General features: G+C 58.4%; 27 protein-coding genes. 4 read left to right on the top strand and 23 right to left on the bottom strand.

What is annotated here, in order from left to right:
* The 14 genes from IPH10_08180 to IPH10_08245 all read right to left on the bottom strand — a co-directional run.
* Positions 1-467, bottom strand: a 467-nt coding sequence (locus tag IPH10_08180) for a hypothetical protein (protein ID MBK6910890.1), incomplete at its 3' end; no start/stop codon positions are given.
* 32 nt (positions 468-499) lie between these two features.
* Positions 500-892 carry a hypothetical protein gene (locus tag IPH10_08185; GenBank protein MBK6910891.1) on the bottom strand — a complete coding sequence of 131 codons (393 nt, stop codon included), beginning with the start codon at positions 890-892 and terminating at the stop codon, positions 500-502.
* Positions 893-905: 13 nt separating this feature from the next.
* Positions 906-1,340, bottom strand: a complete 435-nt coding sequence (locus IPH10_08190) for a hypothetical protein (protein MBK6910892.1) — start codon at positions 1,338-1,340, stop codon at positions 906-908.
* Positions 1,337-2,098 carry a hypothetical protein gene (locus tag IPH10_08195; GenBank protein MBK6910893.1) on the bottom strand — a complete coding sequence of 254 codons (762 nt, stop codon included), beginning with the start codon at positions 2,096-2,098 and terminating at the stop codon, positions 1,337-1,339. The genes IPH10_08190 and IPH10_08195 overlap by 4 nt, the downstream gene beginning before the upstream one ends.
* Positions 2,099-2,146: 48 nt before the next feature.
* Entirely contained in the window at positions 2,147-2,710 is a 564-nt protein-coding gene (locus tag IPH10_08200) for a hypothetical protein (protein MBK6910894.1), read from the bottom strand.
* A gap of 532 nt (positions 2,711-3,242) precedes the next feature.
* The gene (locus IPH10_08205; GenBank protein ID MBK6910895.1) at positions 3,243-3,662 is read right to left on the bottom strand and encodes a hypothetical protein; all 420 of its coding nucleotides are present in this window, start codon (positions 3,660-3,662) and stop codon (positions 3,243-3,245) included.
* 562 nt (positions 3,663-4,224) lie between these two features.
* On the bottom strand, positions 4,225-5,013 hold the full coding sequence (locus tag IPH10_08210; GenBank protein ID MBK6910896.1) for a site-specific DNA-methyltransferase: 789 nt from the start codon (positions 5,011-5,013) through the stop codon (positions 4,225-4,227).
* Between the two features lie 534 nt (positions 5,014-5,547).
* Complete coding sequence (locus tag IPH10_08215; GenBank protein ID MBK6910897.1) at positions 5,548-6,375, bottom strand: alpha/beta hydrolase; 828 nt, start codon at positions 6,373-6,375, stop codon at positions 5,548-5,550.
* Positions 6,376-6,438: 63 nt separating this feature from the next.
* Positions 6,439-8,178 carry a hypothetical protein gene (locus tag IPH10_08220; protein MBK6910898.1) on the bottom strand — a complete coding sequence of 580 codons (1,740 nt, stop codon included), beginning with the start codon at positions 8,176-8,178 and terminating at the stop codon, positions 6,439-6,441.
* Positions 8,179-8,343: 165 nt separating this feature from the next.
* On the bottom strand, positions 8,344-9,399 hold the full coding sequence (locus IPH10_08225; GenBank protein ID MBK6910899.1) for a PD40 domain-containing protein: 1,056 nt from the start codon (positions 9,397-9,399) through the stop codon (positions 8,344-8,346).
* Between the two features lie 23 nt (positions 9,400-9,422).
* Complete coding sequence (locus IPH10_08230; protein ID MBK6910900.1) at positions 9,423-9,818, bottom strand: hypothetical protein; 396 nt, start codon at positions 9,816-9,818, stop codon at positions 9,423-9,425.
* A 1-nt stretch (position 9,819) separates the two neighbouring features.
* The gene (locus IPH10_08235; protein MBK6910901.1) at positions 9,820-11,037 is read right to left on the bottom strand and encodes a M20/M25/M40 family metallo-hydrolase; all 1,218 of its coding nucleotides are present in this window, start codon (positions 11,035-11,037) and stop codon (positions 9,820-9,822) included.
* A gap of 34 nt (positions 11,038-11,071) precedes the next feature.
* Positions 11,072-11,365 (bottom strand): hypothetical protein, encoded by a 294-nt coding sequence (locus tag IPH10_08240; protein ID MBK6910902.1) that lies wholly within the window; start codon positions 11,363-11,365, stop codon positions 11,072-11,074.
* Positions 11,366-11,390: 25 nt separating this feature from the next.
* Complete coding sequence (locus IPH10_08245; protein MBK6910903.1) at positions 11,391-11,594, bottom strand: hypothetical protein; 204 nt, start codon at positions 11,592-11,594, stop codon at positions 11,391-11,393.
* Between the two features lie 26 nt (positions 11,595-11,620).
* Here IPH10_08245 and IPH10_08250 point away from each other — a divergent pair, with 26 nt between their 5' ends.
* Positions 11,621-12,352 (top strand): hypothetical protein, encoded by a 732-nt coding sequence (locus IPH10_08250; protein ID MBK6910904.1) that lies wholly within the window; start codon positions 11,621-11,623, stop codon positions 12,350-12,352.
* The gene (locus IPH10_08255) at positions 12,349-12,849 is read left to right on the top strand and encodes a hypothetical protein (protein ID MBK6910905.1); all 501 of its coding nucleotides are present in this window, start codon (positions 12,349-12,351) and stop codon (positions 12,847-12,849) included. The genes IPH10_08250 and IPH10_08255 overlap by 4 nt, the downstream gene beginning before the upstream one ends.
* Positions 12,850-12,936: 87 nt before the next feature.
* Here the strand turns inward: IPH10_08255 and IPH10_08260 are convergent, their stop codons facing one another.
* Genes IPH10_08260 through IPH10_08280 form a run of 5 tightly spaced genes read right to left on the bottom strand, consistent with a single transcriptional unit; the run spans position 12,937 to position 16,071 of the window.
* Entirely contained in the window at positions 12,937-13,413 is a 477-nt protein-coding gene (locus IPH10_08260) for a hypothetical protein (protein ID MBK6910906.1), read from the bottom strand.
* 31 nt (positions 13,414-13,444) lie between these two features.
* A complete protein-coding gene (locus IPH10_08265) occupies positions 13,445-13,831 on the bottom strand; it encodes a glycosyltransferase family 9 protein (protein ID MBK6910907.1) in 387 nt (128 codons plus the stop codon).
* Positions 13,828-15,447 carry a metallophosphoesterase gene (locus IPH10_08270; GenBank protein ID MBK6910908.1) on the bottom strand — a complete coding sequence of 540 codons (1,620 nt, stop codon included), beginning with the start codon at positions 15,445-15,447 and terminating at the stop codon, positions 13,828-13,830. The genes IPH10_08265 and IPH10_08270 overlap by 4 nt, the downstream gene beginning before the upstream one ends.
* Positions 15,432-15,797 (bottom strand): glycosyltransferase family 39 protein, encoded by a 366-nt coding sequence (locus IPH10_08275; protein MBK6910909.1) that lies wholly within the window; start codon positions 15,795-15,797, stop codon positions 15,432-15,434. Before IPH10_08275 ends, IPH10_08270 begins: the two co-directional genes overlap by 16 nt.
* A gap of 58 nt (positions 15,798-15,855) precedes the next feature.
* Entirely contained in the window at positions 15,856-16,071 is a 216-nt protein-coding gene (locus tag IPH10_08280) for a glycosyltransferase (GenBank protein MBK6910910.1), read from the bottom strand.
* A gap of 493 nt (positions 16,072-16,564) precedes the next feature.
* On the opposite strand from IPH10_08280, the gene IPH10_08285 reads away from it, so the two are divergent.
* The gene (locus tag IPH10_08285; GenBank protein MBK6910911.1) at positions 16,565-16,765 is read left to right on the top strand and encodes a hypothetical protein; all 201 of its coding nucleotides are present in this window, start codon (positions 16,565-16,567) and stop codon (positions 16,763-16,765) included.
* Positions 16,766-17,060: 295 nt separating this feature from the next.
* Here the strand turns inward: IPH10_08285 and IPH10_08290 are convergent, their stop codons facing one another.
* Both IPH10_08290 and IPH10_08295 read right to left on the bottom strand, forming a co-directional pair.
* A complete protein-coding gene (locus IPH10_08290) occupies positions 17,061-17,207 on the bottom strand; it encodes a hypothetical protein (GenBank protein MBK6910912.1) in 147 nt (48 codons plus the stop codon).
* A 113-nt stretch (positions 17,208-17,320) separates the two neighbouring features.
* Complete coding sequence (locus IPH10_08295; GenBank protein MBK6910913.1) at positions 17,321-17,740, bottom strand: ATP-binding cassette domain-containing protein; 420 nt, start codon at positions 17,738-17,740, stop codon at positions 17,321-17,323.
* A 460-nt stretch (positions 17,741-18,200) separates the two neighbouring features.
* On the opposite strand from IPH10_08295, the gene IPH10_08300 reads away from it, so the two are divergent.
* Entirely contained in the window at positions 18,201-18,416 is a 216-nt protein-coding gene (locus IPH10_08300) for a hypothetical protein (GenBank protein ID MBK6910914.1), read from the top strand.
* A 71-nt stretch (positions 18,417-18,487) separates the two neighbouring features.
* On the opposite strand, the gene IPH10_08305 is transcribed toward IPH10_08300, so the two are convergent.
* Complete coding sequence (locus tag IPH10_08305; GenBank protein ID MBK6910915.1) at positions 18,488-18,778, bottom strand: hypothetical protein; 291 nt, start codon at positions 18,776-18,778, stop codon at positions 18,488-18,490.
* Between the two features lie 294 nt (positions 18,779-19,072).
* Entirely contained in the window at positions 19,073-19,264 is a 192-nt protein-coding gene (locus IPH10_08310) for a hypothetical protein (protein MBK6910916.1), read from the bottom strand.
* Positions 19,265-19,435 lie beyond the last annotated feature (171 nt).

Here is a 19,435-nt window from a genome sequence, read left to right on the forward strand (position 1 = left end):
CGTTGTATTCGATTGCCCATGTCATCGCGTTGGTCAGGCGATTGTCGGCGTGGGCGATATTGCGAAAGAAGTTGAAGCCCCTGATGATCGTCGAAGAACGCGCCTTCGGTGATGCCGACGATTTCCACGTTGCCGCTGCTGAAAGTCAGCGCGTATTCCAGCGCGGCCAAGTCGTTGGCGGCTTCGATATGGACTGGAATCAAGGCAGTGTCACCCAGCGCGATTTGTGTCGCGGGAATCCACAGCGTCAATTGCGCGGCAGTGGCAAAACTTGAGTCCACGCCGTAACCGCGCAGGCCGTCGGCGTCCGCGGATTCCGGGCGAATCGCGTAGATTGTTGACGGCGCGAGGTCTTCGAGCAGTACGGTATGATCCATATACAGGTCGGCCAGCGCGAATGGGTCCGTCGCCGCGCCGACGCCGTAGTATAGAATTGTGCGCGCGGGTTCGTCCGTTTCCCAAGTCACCAGCGCGGATGATTCGGTAATCTCCGTGATCGTCAGTTGCGTGACAACCGGTTCAGGCGTTGCCTTGTCCGGCGTGATGAATTCACCCGAGCAGTCGGGCGCTCGCCCTCTGCGTCAATCACGGTCAGCCGATAGATGTAGTTCGTGTTGAACGCATAGTTGTTCAGCCCGACGCTGTGCGTATCGGCCAGCACGTTGATGTTGAGCAGTTGCGTGAACACCGACACGCCGTAGCGCAGTTCACCGGTCGTCGGTCGGTTGGCCGACCACTCTACGCGCATCCGGCCATCCACGTCTACAACGCGGCGGTAGTCAACGGCGAACGCGTCCGGTCCGATGGGTGTGGTCGGTCCCGAAGATCCGCCGCTGCCGCAGGCTGAACAGAGCAGGGCGATGAGCGTGAGTGCCGTTATGGTCTTGGCCATTGCGAGTAGCTGATTAGTTGCTGGTTTCACGAGTTCCTGACGAAGGTCGCGCCAACGCACCGGGTCCGGCGTCCACGCTCGTGAACATGATCTCAATTGAATCGCGGACGCCGTCGGCGTAGGCCATCAGCCATCCCAAACCTGCGACCGTATCGGCGGTCAGCGTATCGAGCGCCACGCCGTCGGCGGTGTAGATTGTCCCGGCGGCGAGCGTACCCATCGGATTCAGCAGGATAATCCGCGTCGAGTCCGCCACGGGTTCTCCGTTGACGCGATACTCGACGAAGATCGTCATCGTTGAGACGCCGTCGGCCGGAATCGCGTCGGGCAGCGCTTCGACCGACAGCACGCGCGTATCTTGCGTATTCGGCTGTTCATCTTGCGAGGCGGTCGGCGACGTGCAGGACACGACAGTCAGGAGCAGCGCGTAAAGCAGGAGGACTCTCATTCGCCGTCCTCGCGCGGCGGCAAGGCCAGCGCCACTTCGCGGCCTGCATTGCGATAGGCCAGCAGGGTGATTTCGCGGGTTTGGGCCACGCTGATTTTTTCGTCTTCAATCGTCGAGAGCAGCGGGCTTTTGACGCCGTCATTCATCATGGCGGTGGCGAGCACGGTGCGCTCGGGATAGGCGGTCTGCTCGAACAGGTCCACCAGTTGCACGCGCAGTTTGCAGGCCGCTTCGAGTTTCGGCTGTGCGACGAGCATCGGAATGCCCAGGCCACGGTCACGAGTGACTGTTTCGTCTTCGACGTGCGTGATCAACAGCCAGCGGACGTTGGGATAGGCCGCGTGCAGAGCCGCCATCGAATTCCAGAAGCTCGCGCGGTTCATCTCGTCAAACGGAAGACCGGGCCGGTCCAGCGATTCGAGCGGCACCACATATTCAAAAGCGGGCGCGAGTCCTTCGCGCAGTTCGTTCCAGAGTTCTTGATTACCAGCCATTGGTGATTCGGCCAGCGGCGGCGGCAGCATGATCGCGCCGGTTCGCAGCGGCGCCGACTTCGGCATAGGTCGCGGCGGGAACACCGAGCGCGGCATGCGGCTGGTGAAGCTGAGTCCGACGGCTCCGCCCATCAGCGGGTCGCTTTCGAGTTCGGCATAGATTCCCGGATGCAGCGCGAAGCCCCACGGCAATTGATGTCCAATCCGGCGCGCAGCGCTTCCTGGTGTCGGGCAGCTTGCCCACGCGGGTGATGGATTGCGCATAGCCCATCGAGGCGCCGATGCGCTTGCCGAACGGCATCAGCGCGAAGTTCATCCCCAGCGCAAGGCCTGTTCACTATTGTCCGAGGTCCCAAAGTAGCCCAGATAGCCGCTGAGTTCCGCGGCGCGGCCCGGGGTCCAGGCTCCGCCGAGTGCGAACTGTCCGGCGGTTTGCTCTAAGGAGAAGGCGGGCAGGCTGACGACGGCATTGGTGGTGGAGTCGTAGTAGCTCTGGCCATCCCGGAAGCCTGTCGGCAGAAGCAGGTGACCGCTGACGCCGAGGCTGAGCTTATCCTTATAAGAGAGCGGCCACAGTGCCAGCCCGACGCGCATGTCTTCGGCACCGTTTTGGAACGCGCCGTGTCCTGATACATCTCTTGAGCCTGATGCCAGATCGAGGGCCAGACCGCGCGCCACACCCAGTTCGAACCGGATGCCGAGGCGTTGGTCGTCCCACGTGTCATTGGTCAATTGTGCCCCAAATCCGCTCAACCGGAAGTGCCCGGCAGGGACAGGTTTGCCCCCTGCGGATAGGTCGGGACGCGCCCCGGAGGGCCAACTTAGGGCCTCCAAGGAGCCGACCAAGAGAAGTAGAATTAAAATTTTAGCTTTCATGTGACTCGGTATAACAGATGCCACAGCACCTTCTGCCGGACTTCAACAACGCAACCCTCATGCCACCCGCCAGCGTAGATGCTGGACCCGTTGCCGCTGGCGCGTTGCGCTTAGGGAGGGTGAGTTTTGAGGGGAGGCTGTAAGTTGGGAAAGAACAGGGCGGCGCTAACAATGGTCGGAACGGAGGGTGATGGGAAACAGGGGGTTGGTTTTGGGGGTGTGAACGGGGTGCGAGAGGATTGGGTGGGGTCGGGGCGGGTTACGGGCAGGGTATAATATATGAACATTTGTTCAATGTGTCAAGGAGGAAAAGAAACGGGCGGCCTTTGGGGCCGCCCGGGAGAAAAGTATGAGTTATGAAATCGGAAGTATGAAGGCGGAGGGTTTGTCATCCCGTTAGGGATCTATTCAAAGTAGGTTACCAATACAGGCGTTCGCGCACAACACAAGATTCCTACGGACTGACAAGCGAAGAGACGGGTGAAAACGGAAGACGGGGCATCCGTGGCGGATGCCGAGGCGAAACCCTTATCTAAAACGTGTTGCTACTTCCGCTTGTCGCCGATGACTTGGTATTCAAGTGTGCCTGATCTATGAAATACGTGCCAGATCTTACTACACGTATGCTGTTGTAATCATTGTCGTCCGTAAACTCAAGTTGCCAGATTCGAATTCTACCAGTATCCCCAGATTTCTCAAAGAACACGGGCACAACTTCTTTACCAGTCTCGATCTTCCATTGCCTATACGGGTAATACATTTGTCTGATTATGACGTTCGCGAGCCTCGAATCTTTTGCTTCTATCAAGACTATCTTTGATTTTCCTTCATAGCCCGCATCAACTTCGGTTTGAACACCCTTTGTGTCAATCTTGTATTTTCCGACATTTAATGAAAATGCAGGTGTGAACTTTCTGCCTCTTATTGTCAATACGAGAGAGTCATCTTTCATAAAAGTTCGGATCAAGATTGGTCGTGTAACCAAGATCAACATATTGGATTTCAGAATCGCCAAAAGATGGACTTAGGAATGCAGTTCAATCTTCGAGCGGTATGTTTCTCCTTCGGCAATGGATTTCTGGTAAGTCAAATCCTTCACGCTTGATTAAAGCAAAGTGCCCATTCTCCGTCGGCAGGATAAACAGGCCGTTCTCCTGAAAGAACTTGGGTCGGTCTTCACGAGAGTCGTGTTTGCACAGGATTCTTACTTCTCTCTCTGCGGTCTTCTCAAGTTGCTTGACAGCCTGTTTGATATCTTTACCCGTAATCAAGAAAGGTTGTTGGGAGAAATCATGCTTCGGTCAATCTCATATTTCTCAATGATCATCCCCCAAGCAGTATCTTGCGACCTCTTTTGCGGCATCGCACTTTTGCTTGTCTCCCCAATGTAGGCAATAGTAGTCTTCGGTTTAGTGGCCTCTTTCTTCGGGCCCTTTGCTTTGGCCTGCGTAGCTTTTTGCATGATGGCTCTAACTCGGTCATCTCCTATACTCGCCCCAAATTCAATAGAAATTTCACTGCATCTGCTTTTTCAGCCTCTTCACCGACAAATCCAGATACTTCTTTTCCATATCCATCCCCACAAACTGTCTCCCACTCCCCACCGCCGCCAAGCCGGTGGTACTGCTACCCGTAAACGGGTCGAGGATGAGTGCGCCTTGGTGGGTTGAGGCGAGGACGATGCGGCGCAGGAGTTCGAGCGGTTTTTGCGTGGGATGTTTGCCGAAGGTTTTTTCTTCGCGCGGCGGTGTGCCGATGGCCCAGACGGAGCGCATCTGCTTGCCGGGTTTCTTCATGAAGTCCTTGCCCCATTTGCCTTCGCGCATCTCTTTGTAGTTGAAAACGTGCTTGGCCTTGTCGGACTTGCGCGCCCACAGGAGCGTTTCGTGGCTGGCCGTGAAGAAGCGGCAGGAAAGATTGGGCGAGGCATTCGGCTTAAACCACGTGATATCGTTCAAGAGTTTGTAGCCCTTGAGTTGCAGCGCATAGCCGCACGCATAAATCGAGTGGTAGGTGCCGCTAATCCAGATTGTGCCTTCGGGTTTTAAGACACGCTTGCAGGCCTCAATCCATTCGAGATGAAACTGAAAATCGGCGGCGAGACCCTGACTCTTGTCCCACTTGCCCTTGTTGACGCTGGCGCGTTTGCCCGCGTGGACCGTGAAGCCGTCATTCGAGAGCATATAGGGCGGATCGGCGAAGACCATATCGAAATGGTTTTCGGGAAATTGCGCCAATAGGTCGCGGCAGTCGCCCTGCAAGAGGCAGAAGCCGTGCTCATTGAAGTAGGGCGAAATGGTCATCGGCAGCTCCACGGCACGGGACGGGAACAGCAAAGCGGGAGCGTGTCCGTTGGTGGACAGCTTCCGGGGTTTGCCTTCCTTGCGTTCTTTCCTGCCAATAATCTGGTCGGAAAGCTCCGTGTGTACTGCCTTGGCCACTGCTCTCTAACTTCTTGATTTTGATCATATTGATCGTAGCGAAATTTGATCAGATGATCAACTCGGATTGGGGTATTTTTGCGGGACATGGGGGTAAGCGGTTGATTCTATGAGATTCCGGCCGAGTTGCGGAGGACCTTAACCCGGCTCGGCGGAACATGGGGTTGATTTTGGGTAGGAGGGGGAGACGGTAGGGCACCCGCGGGGGATGGTGCCGCGAGAAGGTCGCGCCCAGGTTGGTGGGCAAGAGCCCCTGAAGACGCTCGCACCGCTTTGGGGGATTTTGCGCGTCAAGCCGCGCGCTACAATCGGACAAAAACGAAACCGGGCGGCCTTTGGGGCCGCCCGGGGGAGCTTGGGAACGGGGCATCCGCGGCGGATGCCGCCGCAGGGGAGTTATGGTTTCAGCATCCACTGCAGGGCCGCAGGGAAGCGTCGTGCCCAATCTTGCTCGCTGTGAGTGTGAAGCGGAAAGCTCTGCGACCGGACCGACGTTGACTCATAACCGTGAGCGTGAAAGAGTGAATCCACGCGCGATTGATGAGGTGCATAGAGACTGTCCATTCCTTCATCACCGTGATCAAAGTAGAAGCGCAGCACACCGGGCGCGGGCAAGTTTTCCGCAACATAGTTCAGGTAGGCTTGCGGGATTGGGTCGTTTTGGCGAAAGAGTCCGGTCCAATGCGTCGAGAAGCACAAGACGCCAGCAAAGCGTGCAGGCGTCGTAAGCGCGACCGCCAGAGCGCCGATTGCGCCAGTGCTTGAGCCGCCGATATAGCGGCGGGTGATGTCTGTCGCGTAGCGGCTGTCCACGGACGGAATAACTGTTCCGATGAGATAGTCGAGATACTCGCGCGAACGCGGCGCGTGCACAATCAGCTGCATGAACTCGGCACGTACAGAATCGTCAAGCTTGTCAAGCACATCTACGGGCACGTACTCAGCGCGACGAAACTCCGCGCCGTGCGGAATGCCGACCACGATGAGCGGCTCGATAAATCCAGCGCGAATCATGCTGTCGAGCGATTCATCTATGCGCCATTCAAAGACGTGCGTCGCGAGTGTGTCGAAGAGGTTTTGCCCGTCGTGCATATAGAGCACCGGATAATGCCCCGTGCTGTCGTAGTTCGGCGGCAAATAGACGCGCAGCTCACGCGGCGTAATCGGCTCGGCGGATGCCGAAATGCAGAGACTCAGAAACAGCAGTAGAATTCGTATGCGCATTGTGCATGAAAGACAGGGGCGGCTCATCGCTGAACCGCCCCCGATTGAAAGGAAGAAACCGCGCTACTTCAGCGCGATCGAGCCCGGTTGGTCGGTGATTCCGACTTGGGTAACACGGAAATCAAACGGGCCGCCGCCGTCCCAGATGGCCACGGCGATATAGAGATCCCCCGAGCCGGTGAAGTCGCAAGTGAAGTCTTCCGTCGAACCGGTCGCTTCGCTTTGACATCCGAGTCCGCTGCCGCAGGGTGAGAAGGTGTACACATCATAGTCGTTGCCTTGCGCCGTAGCCACTTCGAAGCGGAAGGTTCCCGTTGTGATGCCCACGCGGAACCAATTCGCCGCACCGCGACCGCCCTGCAGGTCACAGGAATAGATCTGGTTGAGTTGAATGGCAGAGGCCTGATCGCAGGTTGTGGCGCACTGCTGTCCGCCGCCGCCGCAACCCTGAGCGCACGTCGCGCCCTCGGTCCACACTCCGCCGACGCCGTTGCAGTCGGCTTGCGTCGCGTTGTCAGCGCACTGTGTGTTGTTGTTGTAGCAGCAACGGCCGGTAGGATCACCACCGCCGAGCGAACGCACGAAGGTCGAAACAAACGAATGCCAATTCGTGGCGCGCCATTGCAAGCTCGAATAGCTCACCGAGTCGGGCACGTATTGATTCACCTGCCACGGAATATAGACATTCAAACCACCGCGCGGTACAGGCTGCGTCGGTGAGTGGAAGTACGTGTCGGTGAAGGGCACAGCGGCGTTGATGGCGTTGCGCACGTTGTTGCAGTTCGAGACGATCAGGTTAATCGTCGAGAGCGTGGGCTGTGCCTGAATCTGATTGGTGAATTCGCGAATGTCCACATAGGTCGGATTATCAAGATTCGTCGCATGCGTGCTGTTCCACGCATTCAAGACTTCGCCCCAATGCTGGCCGCCTTCCTGCACGAGGATATTGCCGAACGTACCCAGCGCCGCGCCGAGGTTTTGCATTTCGGACATCTTGATCATCGCATAGTGCGTCGTCTTCTGCTTGAACTGCGCGCGTTGGATGACGCTTTCCACAACTTTGCGCGCATAGTTCTCGTTGGACGAGGTCTTGTTGTCTTTGAGCCAGCCCAGCCACAAATCCGCGCCGAGAATATTTTCCATCGGCATCGTGAACTGGCAGCTGGTCATGTATTCGCAGACGCTGCGCAACTCGTAAGCTACTTCAGCCATGCTCATCAGACAGGCATGCCAGGTGAGAATGTCCACGCGTCCGAGGTCGGATGTGGCAATCGCATCACGGCACTCGGGCATCGTCAATAGGCCGCCCGCACCGGCGAGATCATCCGAGCAGCTGCCCGGCCAACCCGCGCCGTGGTCGTCAATAATCAACTGATACCTATTTGCGGGGAAATTCTGCTTGCAGTAGTTGATGAAGGCTTTCAATGTCGCGGGGTCGGACATATCTTTCGTGCCGAGATTCAGAAGCTCTTCGGAGCTTATCGCATTCGGATTCTCGTTCGGGTGAAAGCCAATCTTGTAGTAGCGGGCATTTCCGCCGCCACCGAAGCGCGATACCATGGCGATCATGTGGATGCCATCCTGACTGCCGACCTTCTCCATGTCCTGCACATCCTGCACGATGTAGGACGTACCGTTGTTGGCCTGGTCAAGGTCGTTGTTGCCAGCGCCGTAGAGCATGATGGTCCATTCGGCCTGACCGCCGCCATCGTCGCCGCCGTCGTCGGAGCTGCAGCTTACCAGCAGCGCGGCTGCAAACGCCAGCCCCAGCAGCGCCAACCATAGAATCTTACGATGCCTCATTGTTTCCTGCCTTTCCGGAATAATATCTGTCTGCTCGGAATGTTTAGAATTTATTCAAATCGTTGCAGAGTTGCAACGTTTTTCGCTCAACAATTGAATGCGCAAATCTCGCCTCACACCACCTCGCAAAGGCATCGGCGCAGGCATTGTTGGTGACTTGTCGAGCTACTCGACCCAGTCGGCGATGAAGATGTTGGTTTCGCTGGTTTTTTCGTGCTTGCCGCGGTTACTGGCCCAGACGATTTTCTTGCCGTCGTAGGACCACATGGGGAAGCCGTCAAAGGTTGGGCCGTAGGTGAGGCGTTCGAGGTTTGACCCGTCAGGCTTGATGCGGAACAGGTCGAAGTTAGGCATGCGACGGTTGCCCATACTATCGGCATAGGTTGTGGTAAACATCACCCACTCACCGGAGGGATGAACGTACGGACAGAAGCTCGCGGAGTTGAGATTTGTAACCTGCCGTTGGTTGTTGCCGTCGGTGTCCATGATCCAGATTTCCAAGCGGACGGGCGACACAGCCTGATTGGCCCACAGCGTTTGCCAGCGCGCGAATTCGTCGGCGGTCTTGGGATGAAAGGCGCGATAGATAATATGCTTGCCGTCGGGCGAGAAGAACGGTCCGCCGTCATAGCCGACAGTATGCGTCAGGCGCGTGACGTTGGAGCCGTCAATATTCATTTTATAGAGTTCGAGATCTCCGTCGCGGCCCGACGTAAACACAATCTCCTTGCCGTCGGGCGAGACCGCAGCCTCGGCATCGTAGCCCTTTTCATTGGTCAGCCGCACGAGCCCCGAGCCGTCCGTTTTGCATTTATACACGTCAAACTCAAACAGACCCCACACGTAACCCAGACTGCGGTCCGGCTTCAGCGGACATTCCGCGCCGTGTTCATGCGTCGAGCAGAACACGAGTTCATCCTGGCCCGGCACGAAGAACGAACACGTTGTCGCACCCGTGCCTGTGCTGACCAGTTTTGATTCGCCCGATTCGAGATTATATGTGAAGATCTGATCGCAGTCAAAGCTGTCCCGCGTCGCCTGATAGACCAACCACTTTCCGTCGGCGGAGAAGTAGGCTTCGGCATTCTCGCCGCCGAATGTCAATTGTTTGACGTTCCGCATGTGCGTTTCGCCTTCGTACCAGAGTGAATCGGCGGTTTGCGCGACGGCCAGCGACGCGATCATCAAGACGCATATCCCCAGCATGGTTACCTTGCTCATTTCAGTATCCTATGTTCAGTTTTCTATTTCAGAATTCTATCCGCCAGCAAGGGCATGATTAGCATGCTGAGCACCAGCAGACTCCACAGTTCGCCCGTCCAGAAGCGATACATTCCGAACAGGTTGTCCCAGCTCAAGCCGCGCGAGCGGCCAAACGCAAACTCAAACAGCACGGTCATACCGCACCACAAGAATCCGATGCGCCACAAATCCGCGTCAGTGTACGGCGCGCGCTGCAAGCTGAGAAAGAGCACCGTCAGCGCCAACATCAAACCGAACGCGGTGAAGACACTTAGCTGGTGCGCCCACTTCCCGATAGCTGGTTCGAGCCACGGCTTCAGAACTTTTTCGCGCAGCACGGCATTGACGACCGCCGTCACCAGCAAGGCGAACCAGAACAGTATCGCGTTGGTGAGCATACTAATGCTTCATCGGCGGCGTCTTCAGCACGACATTGGCCAGTTCATGCTTGCCCTCGCGCACGTATTCCACATCCACCGTGTCACCCGGCGCGTAGGTGCGCAGCGCAAAGACGAAATCGTAGATATTGTTCAAGGTCACCTTGCCCATGCGCACGAGCAGGTCGCCGCCTTTGATACCCGCGAGCGCGGCGGGACCGCCCTCTTTCGTGCCGGAGAGCAGCACACCGATGAGCGAATCCGGCTGCGCGTAATCGGGAATCGAGCCGAAATAGACGCGGAAGCTGCCGCCGCCTTGCTCCGCGGGTTCGGTCGCCTTCACGTACGTCAACGGACTCGCGGCCGCGTCTAATTCGCGCAAGACATTGACCGCCAGTTGCACGACCTTCGCTTCACCGTCATAATTTACCAACTCGGCGTCATCCGTGGACTTATGATAGTCCGCATGCGCGCCGGTGAAGAAAAACAGCACGGGCTTTTCCGCGAGGTAGAAATTCATGTGATCCGACGGTCCGTATCCATCGCCTTTACAGGTGATGTTGAGGCCGGTTCCGACTGCGGCGCGTGTGACGAGGTCGGCAAGCTCTTCGGCTGACTTACACGAGAGAACTGTGAAATCGTTCTTTTCATTCAAGCGGCCCACCATGTCAAGATTGAGCATCAGACGGACATTTTCGAACGGCAAGGGGAAGTTCTTCACCAAATGACCGCTGCCACCCAATCCGGTTTCTTCGGCGGTGAAAGCCACAAACAGCACGGTCGCGTTGAGCGGCTGGGCCTTGAGCATGCTCGCTGTTTCCAGCATACCCGCAACACCGCTGGCGTTGTCGTCCGCGCCGTTGTGAATGACGTTGAGCTTCTCGTCGAGGCTTCCGCTTTGACCGTAGCCCAAATGGTCGTAGTGCGCGCCGACGACCAGAATGTTATCGCCGCCGCGCAGAATACCGGCGACGTTTTTGACGTCTACTTCTTCGCGCGAGAGGTCGGTGGATAACGTGACGGAGTCTTCGACGACGTCAAGGCTGCGGGGCTGCGTGTTGGAGTCAATCGAACGCTGTAGTTTGTCGAGCTCAAACTCGGGAAATAACCTGGCCACGGCGGCGCGAGTAATGCGCAGCACGGGCATTCCGCAGTCAATATAGGCTTCATTGGTCGCGGGCGCTGCCAACTCTTCGACTTCGGAGGTGTCGGCATAGAGCGGTCCGTCCACGAGCAGCATGGCCGCCGCGCCGTGCTGTTTTGCGTTGCTGGCCTTAGTGCGCAGCGCCGAGGTGGAGCGTGGCGTTCACGCCTTCAAACTTGTTGGTCGAATCGAACTCGCCGGGCTCCTTGCGCATGCACAGCACGATGGCGCCGTTCACGTCCATGCCGGCATAGTCGTCATATTCGAATTCGGGCGCGGTGATGCCGTAGCCGACAAAGAGCACCTTGCCCGTCACTTCGCCTTTCGCCGAGAAGCCGGTCGGCATAATGCCGGTCTTGGTGTCAATGGTCTGGTCTTTATACGTCAGGAAGTTCTTCTCGCCGAGCGTGAAGCCCCAGCCCATCTTGAACGGTTGAAAGTAGCTGCCGTCAAAGCGCGGGATCGAGGCCGATCTGCGCCATGCGCTGCGCGATATAACTGGCGGCGCTATCCAGCCCCTTAGTTCCGATACCGCGTCCTTCCAACGCGTCGGCGGCCAGGACGCCCACATCTTTACGCAACTGCGCGACATCCGGCGCGGCGAAGAGCGACAAGGGAAGACAGAGCAAACAAAGGAAAGTCAAGTGTTTCATGAGCGGGACACCCCGGAGTGGCAAGTGTGGACGGGAAAGTTTATCTTTATCAGAATATCTACGGCGAGTTAACAATGCAGAAGATTGTTCGGGAATTTCTGGGGGCTTGCGCGGACTGGGCGGCTGGCGGCGCGGTGCCGCCGCGTGCGCTGGCGGTAGCTGTGGCCGAACTCGAGCCACCGCGTATCTCGCAGCCCGCCGCTGCCCGCGACTACCTGTGGCGCATTCTCTCGTATCCCGAGCGCGGGCGCGCGTTGGCTATGATCAATGCGGTGAACCTGCTGGGCGAGCTGTTTCCATCGTGGACGGACAACGTAAGTCGGCAGGATCACGCGCTACGTGCGGTAGAGGAGATTCATCTGGAACGCTGGTCGGAGGGCTTAACCGTGTACGCCTTTCAGCGCGTCTGCGCGTTTCACGATGCTGGCGTGGACGGCCGACTAAACGGCTGGGCCCTCACGGCGTTGGCCACTCTGCTGTGCGCGGCGGATGATGACGCGGCCTCGTATATTTCGTCGCTCTTGCTGGACTTGACTGCGCTTGAGGTGACCGAAGGTGAAGGGGCGCGTCTCACGGGCATTATCACGGAATTTCCGACGGTCTATACGCAGCTTGCTCGCGGCGAGCATGACCACTACCGCGTGTTGCCCGGCACGGTGGTCGCGGCTTTGGCGCATTTATTGGCCGACGCCGAATTCGATCCGGAACATCGGGCCGCCGCTATTGCCGCCGCAGACGGCTGGCTGAGGCTCGCATGAAACTCCGGGTTGATATTTGGCTGAATCGCGCGCGGCTCTACAAATCGCGCACCCAGGCCACGGAGGCGTGCAAAGAAGGCAAGATCATGGTCGGCGAGAAATTCGCCGATCCCAAAGACACCGTGGATGTCGGCGTGATCATCAAGATTCGCATGAAGGGGCTTTACCGCACCTTTCGCATTCTTGAGGCCGAAGACATCAATTTGTCGAAAAAAGAAGCGCCGCGCATGTATGAAGAGATTACGGATGCGGCGACCGCCGAGAAGTTTCGGCAGATTCAGGAGTCCGACCGAATCTGGCGCGATTCAGGCAAGAAGGAACAGAGCCGCCGTCCCACGAAAAGGACCGCCGGGACAGTGATAAATTTCGCGGAGCTGACCATCGAGCGCACCGCGACGGCGCGGTGCGAATCAACCGAGCACGCAAGGCGACAGCAATGTCGCCTTTTCTATTCCAACAGCAGCTTCAACGTCGCGGCTAAGATCTCGCGCGGCTGAATTTTGGCGATATGTCCGAGTTTTGCGCAGTCGAGTTCGACGCAGTGCGGCCGCATCGCGCAGGGCGCGGCCAGCAGGACGTTGCGCTCATTCTGCGGATCGTTCCAATTCTGGGGATTTCCGGGACCGAAGATTGCCAACCGTCGGTAAGCCGCACGCGACCGCAATGTGCTTCGGGCCTCGAATCGGGTCCAATGTAGAGTGCGCAATGACGATAGAGCGCCGCCAAATCGGGAACACGGGCATCAGCGAAATGCGGCACAGGGCGGGCAAGTACTTCAGAATGCGCTGCGCGAATTCCGCTTCACCCGGACCGCTCGTGAGAATCACCTCCAGATGGGAAGCGCGCAATAGCTCGATGACCTGCGCCGTTAGATCGGCCGGGTAGCGTTTCGCGGGATTGGCGCCGCCTGCGGCGACGGCCACGAGCACGCCCGTCTGGGCATCCACAAGTTTGTTGACGCGGGCCTGCGCGGCAGCGTCGCCTTGATCGCAGAAAATTTCCAGCGCTCGCGTATGCGCGGGAATACCCAGCAGCCGCAGCATATCGAGCCGCAGGTCCACGGCATACGCGTCGCGATCATGAGGCTCTTCTTCAAAGTGATGTGTAAGCCCACGTGCGGCCTCGTCGGCGCAAACCGGCGCGGACTTTCGCGCCCGACAGAAAGACAAACTGTGCACTGCGCGGGTTCGCAAAGAAGTCAATCGCCAGATCGTAGCGTTCACGCCGCAAGGCACGCATGAGTTCAATTGTTGCGCCAAGCCCTTCCATCGGAGCCACCCACACCTTGCGCAGCAGCGGATGTTCGCGCAGCGTTTCTTCGGCCGGATATTCCGCGAGAAAATCAATCGTCGCGGCTGGAAAGCGCTCGTGCAAGGCGCGAATCGCCGGGGTGCACAGCAGGCAGTCGCCGATGCGCCGCAACTGCACCATCAGAATGCGGTGTGGATTCAGATTGGGTACGGAGCGGGAAATCTTCATCTGCGCGGAGTTAGCGTCAGTTCAAATAGTACGGCGTCGGCGGCCACGTCGTGCGCCGTGATCCGCATGTGGTCCGGTGCGGCGCGGCACCACAGATAGTGGTGGCGGTCGTCCGTGTTTTTCAGTTTCGAGCCGCCGCCGCCGGAGATGACATAGTTCACTCCGTCCCGCTCGGTGTGCAGCAGGCTGTGAATGTGACCCGAGAAGACCGCGCTGATTTGGGCGCGCGCGAAGCGTTCATGCAGCCACTCCGCGTGCGGCCGGTGCTCCATGCCGTAGTAGGCGTCGCTGCGCGGATCAAAGATCGGCTTGTGACAAAACACGAGGGTGAACGCGGCCTCAGTCGGGCGGGCCAGCGTCGTCTCCACCCAGTCAAGTTGTGCGTCGCTCAGACTGCCCCACGCGTTATTGATCAATATCAACCGCGCCGGGCCGACCGTGATGTCGCCATGGTCACTCCCGAATAGCGCGCGAAAATACTGCGCCTGCACAATGCGGCGCTCAACCAGATCATGATTCCCCGGTGTGGTGATAAACGGAAGGGGAAGATGTCCCAGCGTTTTGCGCAAGCGACGGTAGGCGAGATGCGTGGCCTGCGTGGCCAAGTCTCCCGTGGACACGACAAAACGCGGCTTACGCTCGATTAGTCTCGCCATTAACGCACGCAACGCCGCGTAGCCGGAGCGGCGCGACGAAAAGGGAAACTCCGATCCGGCCGTGTCACCGAAGACGGCGAAGTCGACGCTGTCCGTATCCGGCAGATTGACCGCCACCGGCGCGCCACTCCACTCGGCGCGGCCAAGTTCATCGAAGCGGCGGAACATGACCGGCTCGAACGAATGCTCGGCGACCGGTTTACGCAGTGAGCGCGGCATCCGTCGGCCATAGAGCACGCGTACGGTAATCCGCACCAATGCAAAGGCCACAAAGAACCACGGGACGATATCGAGCGGAAGTACCGATCGAACATCATCATCCACGTAGAGTTCTTCCTGCGGCCAGAAATACCACCATAAGGGCCGATGAACATGCCCGCCAGGGCATGAACCCGGAAAGAGCCAGCGCCGATTGTCCTGATCATGCCGACTACCAAGGCCGTCGCCACCGCGACGCACGCCATCGCCCAGTTGCGATTGGTCGTCATCTGCTCCCAGTGCGCGATTCGGGCCATCGGCGGAACAAGCAGCAAAGCCATCGCGATCAGCGCCATCCAGCGCTTCTTTCCAGCGGTTTTCGCTTTCGTGTTCAAACCACTTGAGCACAAACGCGGCAATGGCGATTGCCGCAAATGGTCCGGCGACGCCAAGCAGCGCCAACCACTCGCCGCCGACCTTTCCATGCAGGACGGCCAACAGCACCAGAGAAATCAGCACATACCGATACCACCGCGCACCGACCGCAGCAGTGCAAACAGCAAATCCGGCCCATGGCGCCATCAGCAACGCCGCTTCCCACGGCACGACGGCCACGTCAGGCTGTTTCTCAAACAACGAAGGCAGCGCGATGAATTTCTCCGCCACAATGCCGAGCAGGGCCAGACTCAAAGTCGCCAAGATCGCCTGCATGCTCACACGCACCCGCGCACGCAAAACGAATAGCGCTAACAGCGGCAGCATGGCGGGCGGCCATACACCAAAGACTGCGAGACGACACCTGACAGCAGCCCGATAAGGGCCAGCGCTTCGCGCACATTGCTCTCGGTGGCGCGCGCCGCCATCCACAACGCCGCTGACGTGACAAAGAGCAGACTCGCGTGGGACATCAGCGGCGGCTCGCTGATGACAATCGCAGTCGGTATGAACGTCGCCAAAACGGCACTGGCGTAAACGCCGCGGCCCGCGCCAAGCATCCGTTCCGCCGCGTCGTACGTAAACGCCGCCGCGACGATGCCGCACAAACCGCCGAACAGAACCGCCGGCGCATCGTAAAACCCGCGCGCATTGTCGCGACGAGATAGGGCGCCCAACCCGCCCCGATAAGCACGAGAAACAACGCCGCGCCGGTCATTCGCTCACGCTGTTCGTTCATGACCGTTCCGTTGTTTCCAGCAAGATACGCCAATAGCGTTGCATGGATCGTTCAAAGCTATACTCATTAGTCGCTCGTTCGCGAAACGCCTGCCGTACCGTGCGCAAGGCTGCGCGGTTCGTGCAGACGCTAAGCAATCGTTCCACGAACAGCTCGTCGCGGCCGGCCGGGATGAGAAACGTGCTCAACTCACCGTTCAGGATCTCGGCCATGTTTCCCACGTCAAACTCTGAGCACGGGCACGCCTGCGCCATCGCCTCGAGCGCGGCGTTGGTGTTCCTTCACTGTCCGACGTCAAGGAATAGATCGGCGTCACCAACTTTGTCAGCAAGCTCTTCGTCGAAACCGCGCCACTTTAACAAGATCGTCGATCTGCAGATCTCCGCATTGTGCGCGCAATGCACGGTCATGCGGGCCCACGCCGAAGATCGCCAGCGGAACGGTAGGTGCCGACGCAACTCGGCGGCGCAACGCAACAGTTTGTCAAAGCGTTTTTGTGCTTCCAGTCGTCCGGCCGCGACGAGCAGCAGTGCATCTTGAGACAGACTACCCGGCGCGCAGCCGTCCCGGCTTGTGCGCGGCGATCTTCACGCCGTTGGCCACTACGTCGAGTCGTTGGGGACGATGTTATGCCGCGCGCAGTGATCGGCTATACTTTTGCGCATTCACCACCACACCGGTCAAGATACGCGCGGCGAGCCACCGATGATGCGGCTTGTCGGTCCACAGCGTGAATCCGTGCCGCGCCAGAATCCGAACGCCGACGAACCTCCCGGCGATGCCGAACTGCCAACCTTCTTGTTGAAATTCGTCACGACGACATCGGCGCCCGTCTCGCACGACTTTCGCAGCATCGCGAGCGTGATCAAAGTCTCCGCCGAAACCAAAGGCAATGGTTGCGCATAGTCTTGACTGGGCGCGGTGGAGCAATTGCGAGGCTGGTCTGGCGACGATCGTCACCTGCGCACCTTGTCTGCGCAACCATTCCGCTGCTTGACGAACCATTTTCCTCACCGCTGCCCCACAACGCGGGCGCGGCGGAATTCGCACCAGCAGGACGTTCACAACTTGTGCGCTTCGCGTTCGCATACCCTGCGTCAACGTGCGATAGAGCCTGCTCAAAACCAGCAGTGCCGGGTGCCAGCCTTCCACCGCGATCTGGCCCGTCGAATGACCACGCGGTCGGCGAAGCGAATCGAGCTCAGCCGGGATGCGCGATGATAATCACGGTGCGCTCGCGGAACAGTTCTTCCAGCGCGTGCTGAATCAACCGTTCGGACCTGTTATCGAGCGCGACGTCAAGCCCGTCAAAGATCAACAGCGGCGCATCTTTGAGCAGCGCGCGCAATCGCGTGATGCGTTGCTTTGTCCGCCGGAAAGCTGCGCACCAGCCCCTCCGACAATCGTCTCCAAACCACGGGGAGTTTCTGGCCACGAAATCCGTAAATATTGGCGCGTTTTCTATGGCGGTGGCCAACTTGTCGTCGGTGACATCGCGCGGGCCAGTAAGTCAGGTTGTAGCGCACGCTTTCCATTACGAAGAGAAAGACATCTTGACCTCACGAGCGAAATTTGGCGCCGCAACGCCGCGCGGTCGAGCTGTTGCACATCCACTCCGTCCCACGCCAGCACACGGCCTTGTTCAGGAGTGTGGTAGCGCGGCAGCAGATTCGCCAGCGCCGTTTTGCCGCTGCCGGACCTGCCGACCAGAGCGACGCGTTCACTGCAGCGAACAGTCAGCGACACGTCGTGCAGGACCCATTGCTCGGATGTTTGATAAAGGAACCACGTTTTCGTAACGCAAAGCTCGCCGCAGGTCGCTGACCGGCTGGCCGCCATCCTGACGACATCAGCCCCCAATCGGTTCAGCCAGCAGGGCATCAATGTGCGTAGCGCCCGCTGCCGAGCCGATTTGCAGATAGCTGTTTAGGTTTTCCTACCGCCCATGATATGCAGGCGCGAGCATTGAGAACAGCACGACGATGAAGCGAATGAAATCCTCGGCGGACCAACAGCGAACCCGACAGCACCTGTTGACCACCCAGCTACAGCACCAGCGCGATGATCATCACGCCGATTGTTTCTGATAGCGGCGAGGCCAGTCACCCGAGCCGCGCGAGTCGCAAGGAAATTGTGGAACAGGCGCTCCGAGCGCGATTCGAAGCGCTCGGTTTCGGGCTGCCCTGTGGCCGATGATTTGATCAAGCGCGCGCCGCTGATGGTTTCTCATGGTGGGCGCCGGTGACTGGGCGAGTCCTTCTTGAATCCTTCCGGACTTGCGTTTGAGGCTGCCTGGTTTTGCGGAACAGCACTCCAAACGCGGGAACGATCACAAGGCGCTATGCGTCAGTTGCCACGAGATGCTGAACAGAATGATCAGCAGCGTCACGACGGTAATCGGGTCACGTACGGCCTGTGTGAACACGCGCTGAACGTCACGGACAGAGTAACGTCGTTCATCACCGCGCTCATCAGTTCACCGGTCGAGCTGCGGTCAGCAGAATTCGTACGGCTGCCGGATCACATGGGCATAGGACACGGTCGCGCAGATCTTTGACCGCGCTGTCTGACATACGACACGGAAGTGCAGCCGCAGATAAAGGCATATTCTTCAGCAGGAAACTGCAATCAGAAAGCGATGCGCCGTAAACGGGGTAGTACCGGATAGCGGTCACCCGCGCCGATGATTTCCCACGACCACTGCTTCGGCGCTTGTCGTAATACTGCGCATACCGCCCGTGAGCATTTAGTCTGTGCGGATTCACCGGCCTTGTTAGGCAGGAAAATGATATCCAACACCGGCGCGATCAGCCAGAGGGACAGCGTGTTGAACACCACATAACACAAAGTCGCCAACCCGGTCAGGATCAGATGGCGCGGATAGCGTTTGAAGGGATTTCTATGGGCTTTTAAATCCAATCGGCGAAGAATGCCAAACTTGAAATGGAGAATGTGGAGCAGAGGCCCTATTCGACGTTTCTGGTTATCTAATTTTTTGTTACAATTTCGCGGAAGAACTTTTCTCCATTTTGTCCGCCATCGCGTCCCAGCCGCGTTTGGCGATAGTCGCTTCCTGTTTCCCCGCCCGCGAGATACGTTTCGCGCAACGTCCGCCGGTCGCGCGCGAATTCCGGGGATAGCCCGGTTGGCTGGCGTATCGCCCGGCGGAACCAGCAGGCCGCGCTGCCGGTCATAATGATTGGGCGTGATCCTTCAATCGCAGTTGCGGCCATGCGGCACGCCCGCCGCCCACGCTTCGAGAATGAAATTTGATATACCTTCGCGGTATGACGAGGAGATTTCGCACAGGAGTCCCGCGCGAGCTGCTGTGTCAGGTTCGGGAGTAAATCCGCGCAGGCGCACGTGTTCACCGAGATCGAGGCGTTCAATCTGCGTTGAGTACATCTACTCGATCACCTTGCCCCTACACTTCACAATCAGCCGGGGCCCGCTCCACCGCCAGTTTCATCGCATCAATCAAGACATCGAAGCCTCTTTTTCACTTTCGACGCGGCCTGCTGCAAGGACCAGGATTTCTGATTCCTGGCGGGTTGACGCGGGTGTGACGAAGGTTCG

The sequence above is a fragment of the bacterium genome (assembly GCA_016702305.1).
Lineage (GTDB): Bacteria > Electryoneota > RPQS01 > RPQS01 > RPQS01 > JABWCQ01.